Origin of the sequence: Caballeronia concitans (assembly GCF_001544615.1) — a bacterium.
In the GTDB taxonomy this organism is placed as follows: domain Bacteria; phylum Pseudomonadota; class Gammaproteobacteria; order Burkholderiales; family Burkholderiaceae; genus Caballeronia; species Caballeronia concitans.
The window spans coordinates 145,424-163,733 of the sequence record NZ_FCNV02000010.1 but is presented as its reverse complement, the minus strand read 5'-3'; the positions used below and the strand labels follow the sequence as shown (position 1 = coordinate 163,733).

General features: G+C 59.1%; 13 protein-coding genes and 1 CRISPR repeat array. Of the genes, 4 read left to right on the top strand and 9 right to left on the bottom strand.

Annotated elements, in window-relative coordinates; translation table 11 throughout:
• Positions 1–565: 565 nt before the first annotated feature.
• Positions 566–1,222, bottom strand: a complete 657-nt coding sequence (locus tag AWB72_RS21090; protein ID WP_159459391.1) for a Crp/Fnr family transcriptional regulator — start codon at positions 1,220–1,222, stop codon at positions 566–568.
• 184 nt (positions 1,223–1,406) lie between these two features.
• Positions 1,407–2,429, bottom strand: coding sequence for a GlxA family transcriptional regulator (locus AWB72_RS21085; RefSeq protein WP_143754661.1), 1,023 nt, complete (start codon positions 2,427–2,429; stop codon positions 1,407–1,409).
• Positions 2,430–2,705: 276 nt separating this feature from the next.
• On the opposite strand from AWB72_RS21085, the gene rfbC reads away from it, so the two are divergent.
• Both rfbC and AWB72_RS29880 read left to right on the top strand, forming a co-directional pair.
• A complete protein-coding gene (gene rfbC / locus AWB72_RS21080; RefSeq protein ID WP_244285698.1) occupies positions 2,706–3,287 on the top strand; it encodes a dTDP-4-dehydrorhamnose 3,5-epimerase in 582 nt (193 codons plus the stop codon).
• Positions 3,288–3,985: 698 nt separating this feature from the next.
• Positions 3,986–4,369, top strand: coding sequence for a hypothetical protein (locus tag AWB72_RS29880; RefSeq protein WP_445343855.1), 384 nt, complete (start codon positions 3,986–3,988; stop codon positions 4,367–4,369).
• Positions 4,370–4,473: 104 nt separating this feature from the next.
• Here the strand turns inward: AWB72_RS29880 and cas6f are convergent, their stop codons facing one another.
• The 7 genes from cas6f to cas1f all read right to left on the bottom strand — a co-directional run bounded on the left by cas6f (position 4,474) and on the right by cas1f (position 13,629).
• Complete coding sequence (cas6f, locus tag AWB72_RS21075) at positions 4,474–5,040, bottom strand: type I-F CRISPR-associated endoribonuclease Cas6/Csy4 (RefSeq protein WP_040050317.1); 567 nt, start codon at positions 5,038–5,040, stop codon at positions 4,474–4,476.
• Between the two features lie 5 nt (positions 5,041–5,045).
• Complete coding sequence (gene csy3 / locus AWB72_RS21070) at positions 5,046–6,089, bottom strand: type I-F CRISPR-associated protein Csy3 (protein ID WP_040050316.1); 1,044 nt, start codon at positions 6,087–6,089, stop codon at positions 5,046–5,048.
• Complete coding sequence (gene csy2 / locus AWB72_RS21065) at positions 6,074–7,216, bottom strand: type I-F CRISPR-associated protein Csy2 (protein ID WP_052449855.1); 1,143 nt, start codon at positions 7,214–7,216, stop codon at positions 6,074–6,076. Before csy2 ends, csy3 begins: the two co-directional genes overlap by 16 nt.
• Positions 7,213–8,604 (bottom strand): type I-F CRISPR-associated protein Csy1, encoded by a 1,392-nt coding sequence (gene csy1, locus AWB72_RS21060; RefSeq protein WP_052449854.1) that lies wholly within the window; start codon positions 8,602–8,604, stop codon positions 7,213–7,215. Before csy1 ends, csy2 begins: the two co-directional genes overlap by 4 nt.
• A 505-nt stretch (positions 8,605–9,109) precedes the next feature.
• A complete protein-coding gene (gene cas3f, locus AWB72_RS21055) occupies positions 9,110–12,451 on the bottom strand; it encodes a type I-F CRISPR-associated helicase Cas3f (protein ID WP_280174589.1) in 3,342 nt (1,113 codons plus the stop codon).
• Entirely contained in the window at positions 12,452–12,640 is a 189-nt protein-coding gene (locus AWB72_RS29495; protein WP_244285697.1) for a hypothetical protein, read from the bottom strand.
• Positions 12,637–13,629 (bottom strand): type I-F CRISPR-associated endonuclease Cas1f, encoded by a 993-nt coding sequence (cas1f, locus tag AWB72_RS21050; protein ID WP_040050315.1) that lies wholly within the window; start codon positions 13,627–13,629, stop codon positions 12,637–12,639. Before cas1f ends, AWB72_RS29495 begins: the two co-directional genes overlap by 4 nt.
• Positions 13,630–13,793: 164 nt before the next feature.
• A CRISPR array of direct repeats spans positions 13,794–16,767; the repeat unit is 28 nt; unit sequence TTTCTCAGCTGCCTACGCGGCAGCGAAC.
• A gap of 566 nt (positions 16,768–17,333) precedes the next feature.
• On the opposite strand from cas1f, the gene AWB72_RS21045 reads away from it, so the two are divergent.
• Together AWB72_RS21045 and AWB72_RS21040 are read left to right on the top strand one after the other, a co-directional pair.
• A complete protein-coding gene (locus tag AWB72_RS21045; protein WP_087128665.1) occupies positions 17,334–17,519 on the top strand; it encodes a hypothetical protein in 186 nt (61 codons plus the stop codon).
• Positions 17,520–17,575: 56 nt separating this feature from the next.
• Positions 17,576–18,265, top strand: coding sequence for a hypothetical protein (locus AWB72_RS21040; protein WP_143754660.1), 690 nt, complete (start codon positions 17,576–17,578; stop codon positions 18,263–18,265).
• The last annotated feature ends 45 nt before the right edge of the window (positions 18,266–18,310 follow it).

Genomic DNA, 18,310 nt, shown 5'->3' with positions numbered 1-18,310 from the left:
TGCAACGCCGCTGCTGATGGCTGCCCTCGCGCTGCTGGCCTTCCCGCTTCACATCGACGCGCAAACGTCGGACGTCGTCACGCGATCGCCTTCGCCTTCTGCTTCGCAAAATTCGCAAGGCGGTGCGTCGGCGGCGGGCTCACGCACGGGCACGCATCGAGCAATGCGTGACGGCATGGCTTCGCGTGCTTCGTCCGACGACTCGACAAGTAACGCTTATATCGGCAGCGATCCCGACCTCGCGCGACCGCTCGTGCCGTGCGACGCGACGGGCGCAACCGCACGCGTGAAGCGCGGTGCGCGCGGTAGATACGCGCCTGCGGCCCCATTCGGCAGCGCGGCTGGCGTGGGTTACGACCCGGCGACTGGAATCAGTGCAGCGCGTCCGTCAATGCCGAGTTGCTTCAGCATTCTGTCCGCGAGCCGCGACGCGACTCTTCGAGGTCGTGGCGGCAGCGTCGACGAGCGGCTCGCGCCCGATGCGAACAGTAGCCGAGTCGGCGGACGGCGTCCTGGCACGCTCACGCTGCTGCGGCCTTTCGCTAATTAGCCTCGACGCGTCGCTTCAGTCGCTAAAAACAAGCTCGCCGCACGCCGCGCGACGCAGCGCGTGTTCGTCCAGAACGAGCAGGCGATCCCGGTCTTTGCGGATGATCTTGTTCTCGTTCAGCACGTTGAGCGCGCGCGACACGGTTTCGCGGCTCACGTTCGCCGTGATGGCGATGGCGCGCTGACTCGGCGGCTTATGGATCTCGGCAATTCCGTCGGGGCGCGCAGTGACCATGCTGTTCAGCACCGCGCAAATGCGTGCGCGCGCGCTCGTTACGCCCAGCTTCGAACGGTCGTCGAAACCCTGCCGAATCGACTCGCATAGCTGGCATAGCAGTAAATAAGTGACTTCCGCGGATCGCAGCAGGAAGCGCTCCGCATGCTCGCGATCGAGAAATCCGACGAGCGCGTCTGTCACTGCGATAATCGAGACGGTTTGCGGATGCCCATCGATAATCGACAGCAAGCCGAAATGCTCCCCCGGTTCGATGAAACCCAGCCCGACTTCGCGGCCGTCTTCATTCAGCGAGATCTGCTGCAGACGCCCCGAGAACAGGAACATCAACGCCGCGCCGGGCGCACCGCGATTGACTATCAGATCACGACGTTTGAACTGACGTGTGCGCACATGAGCGGCGATCCCACTCAGCACACTGTCGTGAAGACTCGACATCAAGCGCTGACGCCGCAATATGTCGATCGAAACGCGATTCTCCCGCCTGCAGTGATTGACCTCGCTCATAATCTTTCTTCGACCCGTCGCGGAGTCGCATGATGATCACAAAGGTATTCGATATTCGTGCGAACCCCGCACGGAGATATCACTTGCCAGGCCGCCCGCACTTAACATACGGATGTCACGATCGCGCCCGCATTTTCTTGCTTGCCACGCGAGCGCGGAATTCAGTCGGAGTGACTCCAAGACAGCGCTTGAAGACTCGCGATAGACGCGCACCGCTTGCCCATCCGCACTGCCTTGCTATGCTTTCAATCGATAGCGGCGTTTCCACCAACAACCTCGAAGTCACATCAAGTCTCGCCTGCGTCAAATATTCAAACGGCGTAACACCCAATTCCTCTTTAAAGCGACGCTGGAAATTCCGCTCGCTCATGGCCGCTACGCTCACTGCTTCGCGAACGGAAGTAACCTGGTCGCAGTTTTGCCTTATCCACTGCGCGGCCACCCTGATCTTTTCCGTTACGGCACCCTCGCGCGTTGGCACAAAAATCAGTGAGAGGCCGTCTCCGCCGACAGGCCTGATACGCACAGCGATCTCACGAGCCGCTTCCTCGCCCATGTCGTTGCCGACCATCTTGAGCGCTTCATCGGAAGGGTTAGCCCTGCCGATTTCTTCTTGAAGCAAACCGAATCGATTTCTTTCCGTCGCTGCTGCGGACATTAATTCGCCATGGACTTGCATGTCTCGCAAAGCTATGTCGAGCAATGCCTTACCGTTGCCGATCGGTGAGATCAATTTCCGTCTCGACAACAACTCGGATAGCCAATCCATCACCCGCGTATCTTGAAGCGCGTCCTGCACGCCCGGACCGTCTGCGATGAAGACTGCGTCCAACGCTTGAACATCACTCGGATCGCAAGCATGAGTCCATACATCGATCAATGATGAAGACTGAACCGTTGCACCTTTTCCCGAGTAGAACGTCACGTTGTAAGGCTTGTTGCAATGACCTCGACTGTTTTGAATCTCGTTCGCAATCTGGAATATCTCGCTGATGGCACTGGTGCCAAGGAGTGAGAACCCGTCGAATGCAAGTATCCCGATCTGGCGGACGGTGATATTCCGCTCACTCTCTTGCGCATCGTCGCCGATTCCCCGACCGCTTCGCTTCATGTTGGCCTCGACCGCGCGATCTTTCACCGTCGCTATCCGTCGCTATGACTTGCTAGTACTTCTTCTTCCGTTGCGGCGCATGTTATCCCGGATGGCGCTTATCGATACATACGTGGCATAAACAAACAACAGAATGGCGGTGAAGCGCAAATCGTTGGAAGCGGCGTTCATCGAGTGGCGTGATGGAAACTTACTGTGCAGCGTGTCATGGCGGATCTGGATAATAGTTCGTCTGCCATGCGCATTGCGCAGAACACCTGTTGGACTCAAGCTAGCCTGTCTCGTTACGCCCCGAGTTTTGGAATGAGCACTTCTGCCCGTTTCGCCTCCGAATCCATGCCTTTTCGCATACGCCATACCAACGTCCGCGACGTGAAGATCGTCGAACCACACATCGAGCATGATGCGCGCGGGTTGATTTTCGATTGCTTCGACCAGGAGTGGTTTGAACAGAACGTCGCGCGTGGCTATGCGTTCGTTCAGGAGCATCACATGGTCTTTTCGCGAAACGTACTGACCGGGTTGCATTACCAAATACAGCACCCTCGCGGTCTGCTGCTGCGAGTCGTGAACGGCGAAGTGTTTTGCGTTGCGCTGGATCTTAGACGATGGTCAGTCACATTCGGACGTTGGGTTGGTGAGCGAATTTCATCGGCAAACAACTGGCAGATGTGGATTCCACCCGGCTTCGCCTATGGCTTCCATGTTCGCTCAGAGGTTGCAGAGGTGTTGATGAAAGCGACAACCAAACGCAATGCCGCTTTCGAGCGCACCGTTTGCTGGAACGATCCCGTGATCAATATCGCGTGGGAATTGAAAGCGGAGCCGCTTGCGGTAGCGGAGTCTGCAACTTGCACGGGCTTCCCCGTAGCGGAAGTTTTCTAACGCGCCACGCGTTGCGAACTGTCATCGAACGCTGTGCTCGCACGATTCCGACAGAATAAGAGACCTATCGGCCGGAAGGTAGACATCGCGCAATCAAACTTAGTAGAGTCACTACCGGTGTCGAAGGTCGGATTCTCTCGGTCCAACTGCCCTTCACGGCCCTTGCCGCTGCCATCCATCCCCGTGCGTGGCCGGCTTGCTTCGGTCCTTCGTGACGTCACGAAGGACTTTTTTTCTTGTATTTGCTGGTGCGTATTCTCTCTACGCGTCGCATCAGTATTCGACGGGTTGGTGCCCTGTTCATGAAACACTTTGAGTGAATGGGCTGAAGTTCACTGGAACGTTTCCGGTAGCCAGTGTCGTTGTTTGTTGGTTCTCCACTGCTGTGGCAGACACTCAGGCAGGATGATCGCGACGAGGTTTCGCCTTTCTCAGTTGCCCAGCCGGCAACAAATATTGTCCCGATGCAACCCTCGATCTTCTCGTCTTCCTCAACTGCCTATGCGGCAGCAAACAATTCGCAAGCATGAACTGTGTTGGGGGGAATATTCTCAGCTGCCTACGCGGCAGCGAACGGGGTTATCCGCCGTGAATCAGTGCTGGACCTTTTCTCAGCTGCCTACGCGGCAGCGAACAGTATGTGGAAAACGGGCCGGTTTGCATGTCATTTCTCAGCTGCGTACGCGGCAGCGAACTGGATGCTCGCCGATCGCGCGGGCCGTCTTGATTTCTCAGCTGCCTACGCGGCAGCGAACAGTTCGATGCTGTACGTCACGAAATCCCCGGCTTTCTCAGCTGCCTACGCGGCAGCGAACCGTGCAGCGCGAGAGCCGTACACCGTGCCGTTTTTCTCAGCTGCCTACGCGGCAGCGAACATATCGTCCACTTTCGAGATTGAAGTCTCGCCTTTCTCAGCTGCCTACGCGGCAGCGAACGATCCGCTGACAGACGTCTTGGATGATCGAAATTTCTCAGCTGTCTACGCCGCAGCGAACCTGCGCCGCGCCCGCGCCGCGCTCAACGAGCTTCTCTCAGCTGCCTACGCGGCAGCGAACAAGGCGCTCAAACCGCCATCCCCTTGATTCCCCAACGAAATGACGCTCTTCGCCCTTGCCTACCCAAAATTCCAGCCTCGCCCTAAGTCCTTGTTTCAACAAGCACCCAAAGCGAGCCCAGAAAAAAGGGTTTAAAACAACGGCACCGTAACACCCTGACTCAGCCCGTAGCGATTGAACTTGCCCTGCGCCTCGCCCAATACCTCCGCTTGCTCGATGAAAAGGCAAAACAACTGCCCCGTGCTCGCACTGCGCAGTTGCACATAGGGCAAATCGGGACTTCGCTCCACGCTGTCAGGAATCGCCGCTGCCGCCTCTGCCCAAGTCTCTCCCTTCCGGCGCATCCGCCGTCGACGCAACCTATCCACATTCGTCTTGAACTGACGCCGTTGCACGACGCAATGCGCCGTGATCCCGGCGGGAACCGGCATCGCCTCGGTGAGCTTTACGTGATCCCGCATTCCTTGCAGCCAGGCGCGCGCCATCAGACACCGCAGGTCAGTCTCACCACCATGAAGGCGCACAACGCTGCCCAACGAACGCGGACGCAGGGTATATCGCGGAAAGCTGATTCCGATGCCGTCGGCTTCGATCTCCACCAATGCCCGATGAAGTTTGGCCATGAGCGCGCCGAGCAAATGCGCATGACTGAACTCCGGGTCGGGCCGCAAGGCGATATCGATGTAGTGAGTCGTCATCGCCGTCAACTCCCATCGCCGAAAACACCACCGCGAATCAGGACGGCCATCACGAAGTGCTGTTGCTCCACCGTCGGCGTCTTGTCCCTGAGCAACCAATCGTCCAGCAGCGTGTAGAAGTCCTGCGGTCGGAACGCCGGGTCAGCCTTGTCCTGCTTCCTGGGCGGCCGATACGCCTTGCCCTGCGTCGTGACCGATCCATAGGGCTCGACCGCGATAGGCCCAAGCTCGCCTGCACCTTCGTACCACGTGTCGATGGTTCGCACCGCATTGCCGATCTTCTGCGAATGAATCGCCGCCACGTTCTCAACGTGATAAAGCGTCTTGCTCTTTCTGCTACCGCCCTTGTCGAGAATCAACTCCTGCGACGGAAACACCTCCTGACCTAGTCCGAGGCGCACATAGGCCGTCACGTGTAGTAGAACGTGCGCGCGACCGGTGAGACCATCGGCGATGAGGCCGCCTAGCTCGGCGACATCGGAATCGACCGTGTCGATGGCGTGCAACTCTCGCGACAACGCATCGAACGACCGGCCCCAGGTGGCCTTGCCGTCCTGTTGCCTGGACACGTCGACCCGAACCGTTTCCGCACCCAACCGATTACGCCACAAGAAGCGCCCGTTCGCCAGATTGCCCGCGTAGCGATTGGCCAGTTCGGTGAAGCCGTGCTGAGCGACGTAAGCGTCGACGACGCCTTGCAGCTTCACCCGATACCGCGCGCTGTTGCAAGCCGACGGCATGCCAGCGCCTGCCAGCACGCGCAGTGTGAATTGCACTTTGAGCGTGTCGGCATCGGCGGGCAACGCGGCGAAATCCACCGTTTGAAGGTTCGCGTTCTCGACGGCTGCGTCCAGTTTCGCAGGATCCTGCTCCTTCGCCTTCAGGCGATTCGAAATCGTGCCGCGCACCGATTTCTCGCGGATCGCAATCGGCGACCAGGCCGATGCCTTTTCGATATCCTGACAGCGGCCAGCGTGCAGGACCGCATCCGAGGGATCGAGTTTTCGTTCGAAGGCGAGTACGGATGCGGTAGTCAGTTCTTCAGACATGTTTTGTTATCCAAATTAATTAATCGAAATGATTGATCCGGCACCGGCCGGACTCGATCTGACTCATCTTCATCGTCAGTAAGAGAATCCGGGTCTTCGTGATCGTGATGGTAGCCGCTACGGCAGCGGTACAGGCCCGTCTCCAAGTCACTCTCGGCCCACCACAACAACTGATCCACCGTGCGCAACCGATGCGGGCCAATCCATCCACCGAATGAATAAACCGCCTCTACGAAGACGAACGGAATCGACGGGTCGCGCGCATTCGCGACACTACCCGCTGGCATCGGCCCGGTGAGCGCGGCATAGCCGACCGTCATCGGCACGGTCCAGCCGCCTCCTTTCTTTCTGGCGGGATCGGCCCAGCGAACTTTCTTCCTGTCTGCGCTCGCATGCCCGGTATCGGCCGCCTCTTCGACCACAGGCTCGTAATTGAATCGCGCGGCGTGGAGCCATGCATCGAGCAAGGTCGCGTCAGGCTGCTTTTCACACAATTCACGATGACGGTCCTTCAGGAGATCGTCGCGACCGACCAGCGCATAGCCCGGCAGCCACTGTCGACCCCAACGCGCGAAGCACTCCGCTTGTTCCTCATCACTATCCTGAAGCAATTCAATCCAAGCACGGGTTCGTCGTCCGGGCATCGGCGCGGATGGCAACACCGTACCGCCCGCAATGCGCATGTTCGCCACGATGTCGCCAATATGCGAAGCCCATCCCGCTAGCTGCGCGTCGCGTTCGGCCTCCCCGAGAGCACCGGCGTCGTCGGCCGTGTCGTATGTTGCCTTGAAGATCAGCGTGATAGTGAGATGAATCCGGCCTTCTTCCACGATAGCCGCAGACTCACCTTTACTCGTCACGGGATTGCGCGTCAGGCGGAATGTCTTGACGTACCCATCCGTTACCTGCTCTTGATGGTCATGACAGATAACGCCGAACTGCTGCAGTTTCAGCGGAATGCCGGCTGCGGCGAGCTTGCGTTGCAGCGCCCACATCAGACCGGCGAATGCCGTGATGGATGGGAAGCCGTGCGTGAGCGGGCTGGATATGGCATTGGCGTTCTGCACACGCAAGTAAGGCAGCACGAGCAGCGCCGGAGTGAGATCCTGTTTGTGTTTCCGACTCATTTTCGTTCTCGCAGAGAGATCAGCTCGTCATGGGTCTTTCGCACCGGGATGTACTTCGGTGCATCAAGCCGTTCACGCAGCATGCGCAGGTGTTCCATGTAGCTGCTCTTGTCACTCAGAAGTGCATCTCTCCAGTTGCGCGATACGTTGTGATCCAGCTTGTTGGCCATCTTCGCCGTGAGCCACTTTCCAAAACGCTCGCCGATTTGAGCAGGCCAGTCCATGAAGAGCCAGCGGCTGGCGAACTCACTTTCTTCCGGCAACTCGGACCGTAGAGGGTCGAGCCATAGTTTCTCTTCATCGGCCAGTTCGGCGAAGCGTGGGTCGCGTGTCCAACCCGGAGGTTCCTTCAACAGTTCGCCCGCATACGCGACGAGTTCGTCGATTATTCGATTCTCGAGGTCTTTAAGGCGCTTCCTGGCTTGCAGGTTATTGGGGCGATCGCTCAGTAGAAGATCCTGCATCTGGCGTATCAGGACGCGCACCAGAGGACGTGCACCAAAAGCCCTTTCGAAAATCGAACTCACGTTAGCCGGAAGAACGTTGCGCCGGGTTTCCCACGTCGGCGGCAAGGACGACAACAGGTAGTTGATCCCGCCGCGTTCAGCATTGAGTTGGGACACATTTTGTGGTTGCGTGCCACCCAGCTTTTGAACGGCAAGATCGCGGTATTCGCGGTAGACGCCCTCATGCGGCAAACCATCGCGACGTGCATGACGCGCCCGCTTGTTCGCCTGGCCGAATCGTGCGTCCTGCTGTTCCGCATGCACCACATGGATGAGCGACGTAGCGAAAAGCGGCGAGATGAGATGGTACTGAGCGTCGTCTTCAGCATCGCCACCTACGAGCCAGTACAACTGCTTCGCGCGAACGTGCGATGCAGCACCGCCTTCCCGTTTCGATGTCAGACTCGTGAATGCCTCGCGCAATGATTGGGCTTTCGCAGGGTCGTCATCGAGTGACTGCACGGCGTCCGGATCGTTATCGATGAGCGCTTTGAGCAGCGTGCGTCCGTTCATCTCCAGTTTCAGCAACCTGTGTACGTCGAGTGCGGCAGCGTTACCGACTACGTCCGTGGAAAAGTGATTGCCCAGTATGTGACTGCCGACCACGTCAAGCACTGGAAGTTCGGTGGGCGTCACATAAAGATTGGTGCCGCGCGCATCCGGGTGAATGGGCTTCAACGAATGCGTCACAGCCTGGATCTGCTTCACGCGCCGCGCCGCATCTTCGAGCCACGGAACGCGCTCGTGTTGCGCGATGAGATCCGCGCGTTTCGGATCGTCTGGCGCGAGCTTGTCGAGCTTGGTCTGGAGGCGGTCGCGCAGGAATTCGTTGATCAATACTCTGAAGCTACAGTTATTTTTAATAATATTCTTTCCACTCATTTGCTATCCTAACTTTATTGAAAAAAGCGTTTACCTATCGATTTAGTGAAAAGAGGCTCTCTGATCCTCATCAGAGAGCGGAAGGTTAAGGGAAATGCCACCTAGCTCGAACCCCGAACGCCCAAGGATACGAACAATCGGGAACGACACGTTTGCCACGGCGACGGTCAACTTGACTCAAAGGTCCGCCGACTTACCGCCTTCAATCCTCGGCAACCGACGGGCAAGCGCGCGACGATTGCCAAGAGTTAATAATTTGAACACGCCGCCTCCTTGCGTGCAGGTGAAAGTGAATCCTTATCCTACATCGCCATTCCGCCCAAATAAAAATTCATATGAGAAAATTTCAGTGAATTAACAAAATATCAGAAATTACTCATCGATCTAATCAGCAATTGAGCAACTTACGAGCTATTTTTTCTGCTTTGCCGCCGCATAGGTAGCTGAGAAAGAATGGTCATTCGATGACTCTCCGTTATTTCGCTGCCGCGTAGGCAGCCAGAACTCACTCCTTACTGAAACCCAGCAACGCGTGATACCGCCACCCTTGCTCCGAAACAGGCAAACTGACAGTCGCGACATTGCGGGCGCTGTCATTCAGGCTTTGATCGTGTGCACCGGCCCACTGCCGAATTAACTCCATCAGGTCGATATGAAACCAGGGACCGATAGCCGGCCCATTTAGCTCTGAATCCGGTATCTGCAAAAGCAGATCGCGGCGATCCACGTAAGTCTTCGGTTCGCGTCCGTTCCGATCAATGACGCGATGAAGAATCATCTCGTCCTCGTCCTCCGAGGGAAACAGCACGACGTCTTCTCGTTTCTGCGAGTCCTTTCGAAAAGGCTGCACTTGCGGCAGCACGCCGGTCAGCCATAGCGGGCTTTCGCTATGCCAATGCCGCGTCGCGTCGCGCGAAACGGGTGTGAAGACGTCGCTCGACTCATCACGCGGAAGCATCGTGTCACGCATGCGACCATGTTCGAGATCAACCAAGCTACTTGTAGGTTCCAGGTTCTCACGTTGGCGGATGCGCGGCCGCGCATCGATGGGCCACTGCCCCGGCTCTTCGGGAAGATTCAGCAGCCTGCTCAATCGGTGAGACTCAAGATGAAAATCGATGCCGGATTCTTGCAGTGAAGCTGGCGAACCCACTGGCTTCGGACGGATGTATCGCATTTCAAAGCCGGGCTTGCAAAATACTGGCGCAGTCGATGCACCGCGCTCGAAATACCGCAGGTTCGTATCGAAGATCATCATGTTGGTACACGCCACCGGACCACCGCGATGACGCCGCACACGCCCTGCAAGCTGAATCAGCGAACGCATGGATGACGGTTCCGCAATCGCGTACTCACCGGACCAGTCTCTCCCTACTTCACAGACGGGCGAAGCGAGCACCACGAACAGGTGATCGGACTCGGGATATCGATCGAGCAGCGCTCGCACCGAAGGATGTTGCAACGCCGGATCGCCGCCACTTCCCGCAGAGCGACGATCGAACACCGCATCGAGTTGTTGCTCGATGTGCGAGCGCGCGAGAAGCGGAAATTGAGCGTGATACACGCACAAATGCACGCGCACGCCGGGCGCCGGCGCACCTTGTCGATACATGGCCCGCGCGACATCGAACAAAGGGCCGATATTCGCCATGCGAATGATGCCAAGGCTCACGCGCTTGCCAGTCACCGGATCGACGACGTGGTTGCCATCGTTCCGATGCAAGGCCCACGCGCTCCGCAGCGCCAACGAAGCGAATGCCCCGCGTCGCTCGCCTTTGGACATCTCCCGCCAGGCTTTGATCGGCAGCTTCACGAGTTCGGCACGTCGTCGCACGTCGGCATTGGCAAGTTGCGCCACGCGCTTCTGCACGAACGCGTCATGTCCGCTCACGAAGCTGGCGGCGTCCGCGCAATCGGCGTGGGATTGCGCGAATTCATCCACCCACATGCAGGCCACGCGCGGCGATTCATCGGGCCGTTCGCCCCGGTTGCGCTGATAGTGACTGCGGCCATCCAGATAAGCCAGGAACAGCCCCTGCACGAGCGCCGGCGGTAACGTCGCCGAAGACAACAATACGCGTGCGCCCAAAAGCCCTGCCCAATGCACGAGTCGCGTCAACGCGGGCAGATCGGCCATGTCGAAGTCATCCGGTTCGTCCAGCACGAGATCGCCGGTCATGAGTCTCAGCATCGGTGCGATCTGGCGTCCGCCTCGCAGGCTCTCGGTCGCGGGCGTCAGATGATCGACGGTACAAGCAAGGATCGGCGCGGCGATCAGCGAGCGCACCTGCGAATCATCGGTCAATCGCTGCAGAAGCGGATGATGAACGTTGCCCTCGAAAGTAACGTGCCCTCCTTCGTCGAGCAAGGCCTGACTCGACGATGAACCCGTGGCTTCTGCCTGAGCCTCGAAGTACTCGAATAGCGCACGGCTCGCCGTGCCGCCAACCTTGATAGCGAGTTGGTCATCGGTCAATCCGAGATCATGCTGGAAGACGCGTCCGCTTTGCATGGTCAGCGTGCGCAGGCCGATGACAAACGCACAACGCATGCCTCGCCTGGGGTCCGCGAGCGCATTCATGATGCGGGCGTTGCCCAGTGTCTTGCCGCACCCCGTCGACGCCATGTTGATCACGAACGCACCGTGCTCAGCCGCACGTGTTCGCATGCCGATCGCCAGATCGGCGGCCCGGTCCTGCCACTGAAAACGCGAATCGGTATTGCGCTTCTTGAGGCCTCGATGATTCCGCAGCGCAGGAAGGCTGCGCGTCAGCGTCGGTAGCGAACGCGCAATGAGCGATGCATGCGCTTGCACGCCAAGCAAATGCTCGTCGAGCGTCTGATTCAGAATGCGCTTCGATGCGCCGTGCGATGATGCATCGTCGCTTCGATCAGGACGCGTATTCGCATACAACGGATAGCCGGGATTGAGGTAAGCTCGGCGACGCGCTTCGTCACCGATGCTGGAGTAATGATGGTCGGCCAGCATCAAACATAGACGGGACACGTGCATCACGAAGGGATCGTCGAGCGTGGCATTCGTGGACGTTGCGCGCGGCGATCCCAGTAGCTTGCGCGCATACCGCGCCGCCTGCTTGCGCCATGACGCAGTGGCGACGGGCAAACCAAACCTAAATTGCCAGTAAGTTTTCACCCTGGCGATCTCGACAACCTCGCGAGGCTCGTTCCAATCCGCGTCGATTTTTTGAAGCATTTTGCCGAGGTCATGTCTGTCGAGTCCATTCATGCTGGCGCCGAACCGACGCCAAATACGTCGTGGCTCTTCGATATCGGCATCCGAGCTTCCGTCTGCTTGCTTCACGGGCTTGCAAGGCATTCGATGATGCGTCAATATCAGCCAGCTTACCGCCTGCGCCAGCGGCGGCAGTGTCGCGAAAGGCTTGTGCGCTTTGGCATCGTCATCTAGTCCGTCGCGCAACAAGCGGCCTGACCGATGATCGAGCCATTGCGCTTCGAATCGCTTCGAATCGACCTGTGCATCCGCGCACGATGCGAGACGCGTCAGCCAGTCGGCGTCGTCCTTCGCGTCGCCGACGAACGCCTGAAACAGGCGCACCGACACCCATTCATGGCGATAATGGTTGGTCTCCTTCGCGTGAGGCGCGAGCAGCCGCTCCTGGAATGCGCGTGTCGCTTTGCCGAGATCATGCAGTAGAGCGGCCAGCGCGGTCAGGGCCGATATCTCCTGCAATCGATGCCACGCGCTTTCGTCTTCGCTGCGCAGCATGTCGTTCTGCGTCGTGTTCGTGGGTACCGCGCCTTCTTCGTTGAATTGCCGGCCATCGCCGACGAGCCACAACAACTCACTATGGTCGCGTCCGCGTATTCAGTGACAGGCGACGGCAGTGTTCTTTCTCGCGCTTTGGCGCAACAACTTGCGCACCGTATCGAGCCCGGCCTGAGTGATGGGTGTCTGCCACGTGCGCTCGCCGCGCCGCTCGGCGAACTGGTCGAGGATGCGTCGCGTTTCGGTCAGCGCGCGTTTGGTGCATTGGGCGACGAACAGTACCTTCATGATCGTGCGTCCGATGTTTGCGCGAGAAGCGCGGTATCGACGGCGGTCGCCTTGAGCGTGTCTATCATGAAGTCGAGCGATTCATCGCGCGTCATGGCTTCGATGCAGTGACGCCGGAACTGCTGCTCCTCGTCGCCGCGCATCGCCGACAGGAAGGCTTGCGGAAGGATCACTGCGTCCTTGATCAGATCGGCTGCGTCGAACACCAGGCCGCCGCGTCGCGTCTTGCCATGGAGGACGGCCAGCCCTTGCGGCAGACCCAGCACCCACGTGGCCGTCGCGCCGAGGCCATAAGCCAGGTAATTGCCGTGATCCAGAAAGCGGTTGGCCGCGTCGGTTCCGCTACCGCGCTTCGCGCGTGTGAAATCACCGTAGCCGACCGTGTCCACCGCGAGTTTGAACAGGGCTTTGGTGAGACGCGCTTCGGTGAGCAAGAGCGTTGCAGGGTCCGGCGCGGCATCGATCTGGCTGCGAAATTGCTGCACGAGCGAATGCAGTCGGTCCTCGTTCACGGTGAAGCCTGCCTCGCGCATCGCACGCGTGCTCCAGGCCTGCTGCAATCGTGCGAGGCGGCTCGTTTGCAAATGCCTTGCCGCGCGAGAGCGCAACGCATCATCGAACCAGAAGCGCACCCACGCTTGCAGATACTCCGTCGGCCGGTATTCGCTTTGCGGCGATATCCAGGCAATGTCGACATCGATCTCCGTGGCGCTGAATAGCGGCGTGCCGCCACCGCCGCAAAAGCCAACGAGCACGCCAGCTTTGGCGAGTTCGCGCATCGCGGCCTGTGTCACGGATGTGCCGGTGCCGAGCAGGATGCTCGTCGTGTTAGCGATGGGGATATTCCAGTAGAGATTTCTTTTGCCCGCATCGGTCACGTATTCGACGCGGCCGCCATTTACTAAAACGCGGCAGTGTTCGAGGTAGTAAAGGTTAGCTCGTTTGGAATGCAGAATGGTTTTTAGATCTGATGAGCGTATGGATTCCATGTGGTTCTCCTGCCGCGATTTGCGTTTTGGCGTCGTGTGGCGTTCTTAAAGAGCGCAGCTTCGGGCCGCTGCGCCAACCTGAGCGGCCTACACTAACAAATCGTCTTCAGATCGATGCGGCTGTATCTCGAAAGTCGGGCGGGATGTGGTTGGTGGGGACATGGGTTCTTAGCTGCCTATGCGGCAGCGAACGCCCTTCTCGCCGCATCCGCGAGCGCGGAGCCTTTCTCAGCTGCCTACGCGGCAGCGAACCCGCGTACAGCGCAACCGAGCTCGCGTTGATCTTTCTCAGCTGCCTACGCGGCAGCGAACGCGCGCGCGGCGCGGAAGAGCTTATCGATCACTTTCTCAGTTGCCTACGCGGCAGCGAACCTGCGCACGACGCCGAAGCTGATGGAGTGCACTTTCTCAGCTGCCTACGCGGCAGCGAACACAGCAGGCGGATTCGATTGCTGATTGCCTCTTTTCTCAGCTGCCTACGCGGCAGCGAACATCGTCGAACGCGAGCGCGGTTTCGTCTGCCTCTTTCTCGGCTGCCTACGCGGCAGCGAACGAAACAGTTCGTAGTCCATGTCAGCAGACGAATTTCTCAGCTGCCTACGCGGCAGCGAACTTCGTTCATTTCACTGTTCTCCGGTTACGTGCTTTCTCAGCTGCCTACGCGGCAGCGAACAAAGCTGAGGTGGATATGCGCGGTTTCGTATTTTTCTCAGCTGCCTACGCGGCAGCGAACTATCAAGTCGGCTGCGAGAACGTGAATCTGCCTTTCTCAGCTGCCTACGCGGCAGCGAACGCGGCTCGACAGGCGTGCCGCCGTTTGATGTTTTTCTCAGCTGCCTACGCGGCAGCGAACTACAGCTACAAGACGGACCCGCTCACGGATCATTTCTCAGCTGCCTACGCGGCAGCGAACCATGTGCAGCATCGAGCGCTCTATGTCACGAATTTCTCAGCTGCCTACGCGGCAGCGAACCCGGCGCGGCGACTGCGAACGTCAGCGCAGCATTTCTCAGCTGCCTACGCGGCAGCGAACTTACGATCCCGCGCACGTGCATCTGATGACGCTTTCTCAGCTGCCTACGCGGCAGCGAACTTGTGCTAGATGCTGCGCTCGAAGGGGTTATTTTTCTGAGCTGCCTACGCGGCAGCGAACGGTTTCGCCGTTGAATCGTGGCAGGGCGTTCGTTTCTCAGCTGCCTACGCGGCAGCGAACCCACTCGCGCCGCGATTCTCTGCGCTCATGCTTTTCTCAGCTGCCTACGCGGCAGCGAACGCGCGGTTTCGCGCATGGCGGTTGAGCGATGTTTTCTCAGCTGCCTACGCGGCAGCGAACCGGTCAAGCGCTGAAAGATGATCGACGTCTGCTTTCTCAGCTGCCTACGCGGCAGCGAACACTCGCAAGAGTGCGGAAACTGTTGCGGAACTTTTCTCAGCTGCCTACGCGGCAGCGAACTCAATCAGATAAACCGGCTCTGCGCTCATGCTTTTCTCAGCGGCCTACGCGGCAGCGAACAAGGCGGTTCGTGCAGCTTCGATTCAGGCGTTTTTCTCAGCTGCCTACGCGGCAGCGAACCGAGAAGTAGCGAAGATCAAACGCGCGTTGCAGTTTCTCAGCTGCCTACGCGGCAGCGAACCGCGGGCATGGGAATCGACATGGGGACGTGGTTTTCTCAGCTGCCTACGCGGCAGCGAACGTGCGCCGACTTCACGGAAGGCTTGGGCGGCATTTCTCAGCTGCCTACGCGGCAGCGAACGGTGGCGGCGGTGCGAGCACCGGACTCGAGCGTTTCTCAGCTGCCTACGCGGCAGCGAACTCTTGAACTCCAGTGGAGTCTGCCAAGTGTTCTTTCTCAGCTGCCTACGCGGCAGCGAACTCGGCTCCTCCTTGCTCGCGGATTGCTCGATTTTTCTCAGCTGCCTACGCGGCAGCGAACTGCGTCGCCATCGAAACCCACTCTGGGGCGACTTTCTCAGCTGCCTACGCGGCAGCGAACTATTCGGAGCCGTTCGTGAGCGCCCATTGATCTTTCTCAGCTGCCTACGCGGCAGCGAACGCCTCCCCCCGATCTGCGCGATCTCGGATTCGATTTCTCAGCTGCCTACGCGGCAGCGAACGCCTCCCCCTGATCTGCGCGATCTCGGATTCGATTTCTCAGCTGCCTACGCGGCAGCGAACCGGGGTCTCGCGTGGATCGCGCTGCGCTGGGCTTTCTCAGCTGCCTACGCGGCAGCGAACAGCGCATTCAGATGGACGCCGACGAGCGCAGCTTTCTCAGCTGCCTACGCGGCAGCGAACGCACACGTTCTTTTATCTCGACCCTCCGTATTTTTCTCAGCTGCCTACGCGGCAGCGAACGACGAAGCTGTTCTATCGCGCGCAAAGCGCCGTTTCTCAGCTGCCTACGCGGCAGCGAACATTGTGTGGGCCGTTCCACACGCAGCGGCGCAATTTCTCAGCTGCCTACGCGGCAGCGAACCATGCCTTTCAGCTTGTGATTCAGCGCGAGCTTTTCTCAGCTGCCTACGCGGCAGCGAACCAGCGCGTACGTCTGCATCGAGCGCGGGCCGTTTTCTCAGCTGCCTACGCGGCAGCGAACCGTCGCGGCGAGTACCTTGGCGTCCGCATCGCTTTCTCAGCTGCCTACGCGGCAGCGAACCGGTTCACCGGCTGATAACCAGCGCTTCAACTTTTCTCAGCTGCCTACGCGGCAGCGAACTTCGCACGGAAGTCGGCATCGAGTTGATTCACTTTCTCAGCTGCCTACGCGGCAGCGAACATTTGGTTTCTCAAACGGAGGTTGCCATCTGCTTTTCTCAGCTGCCTACGCGGCAGCGAACTACGTGCGTCAGGAAACTCTGCTCGAAGTTCTTTTCTCAGCTGCCTACGCGGCAGCGAACGTTCGTGGTGGCAGCTCGACATGCGCCAGAGCTTTCTCAGCTGCCTACGCGGCAGCGAACGCCTGGTGAAAGGGCCGTGTGCGTGCCTGATTTTTCTCAGCTGCCTACGCGGCAGCGAACGATGCCGTGCCGCTGCTCGAATCCCTTCCATTTTTCTCAGCTGCCTACGCGGCAGCGAACGCGTCGGATCGGTGACGCAGCCGTAAATTGTCTTTCTCAGCTGCCTACGCGGCAGCGAACTAGCGCAATTGTACGCCATCCTATTGATTATTCACGAGAAGACGCTGTTTTTGGCTCGAACACCCAAATTTTAGCCTAGGCGCTAAGTCATTGATTTATCGCCCACGCAAGGATCCACTCAAAAAAAGGGTTCAGCGGTACGCTGACCGAAACCGCTGGCGAGGCCTGCCCAGAGGTTACTTCGTGTCGTCCGCGCGGGCAGCAGGATGAAACTTGACGGACCTGAGTAAGAGTCCGATCCGGCATCCTGCCGTCGTCCTTGCGAATCGATGGTGCCGCATGCCACCGGGAGCTTCTTCAAACCATGCTGCCCACATCGCCAGCTTCTTGGCGCCGCTCCTCTAATGCCACGTTTCTGGCGCGATACCAGAGGCGATCTACCCGAACTTCCCTTATGCAAACGCCCCTTTGCCGGACAAAGCCCCCCGCTCCCGCCTTCACCACATTTGACAATCGTCCAAAAAACGTCGCTATGCCATTCGCGTCCGTAGAAAAGCGGCGGGCGCTGACTCGCTCCTTGCGTTGAACCATTCGCTATCCTATCGACAAGCAAGGCAATCGACATCATGCAAAAAGAAGAACAACTCAGCACCGCACCTCTAAGCGGCATACAACTCGAAGCGGTTCTGGACCGGCTACAAGCCGATAGGGAAGAAACCGGCCCCGTCAACGCTCGGCCCAAAGACCGGCTCGAAGCCCAGCCATTGCGCGCTGATTCGCTTCAGACAATCGGCCGGCTAACGGGACTGTGAGGAGCGCGGGACTTCCGGAGCGCGCCCGCGCCGTCGTTGACCGCGAAGAGGCAAGCGTGCTCGCTGCGTCGCGGCCCGACGAGCGGGACTACGTGCTTTTTGTCTCTAACGCTACCGGCTGGAGATCGCATGCACGTCTCGCGACGACAGCCATGCTGGACGCGCTGCGGAAGATGACGCCCATCGTGTCCGAGGCATCGAATCTTCCCGACGCGCATGCGTGCAATCGATGGAACGTTCTCTACTACACCGAGCGCGGTTCACTGAAAGTCTCTCTGGCGACCGCAGCGTTGCGGCGCAGCCTGAGCCTTGCCACGCCGAGCCGCGAAACTTACCGGGCGTGGGACGAGGCGCACTACCATCGCTGCCGCGCGTGGACGCTGTGGAACGATGATCGTCGCGATGACGCCCATCTCGCGGCAAGCCATGCGATGTCCATGCTTCGCGATGCCGCACCGGGCCAGGATATCGACGAAAACGACTCGCTGCGGCTCGCTGATTCGATCATCGAGTATCTGCCCGACGAACTGCCCGTCATCGAAGAACAATGGCGTTGCCTGACTGCTTCCTGGGCTCTGCCGCGCCGACGCGAAATCGACATGCGCATCGCCCGGCTCGACGCCTGCGCACGTCATGCAAAGGGCGATCTGTCCGGCGCCATCGAGCGTTGCGCCGACGCGCGCCATAGTCTGGAACTCTTCGGCCCGGAGGCGACGACGTCATCGAGTATCACCCGCCGCGGCTGATCCAAGCAAAACGGTTCGATGATGCCGGCCGACTCGCGTTCGAGT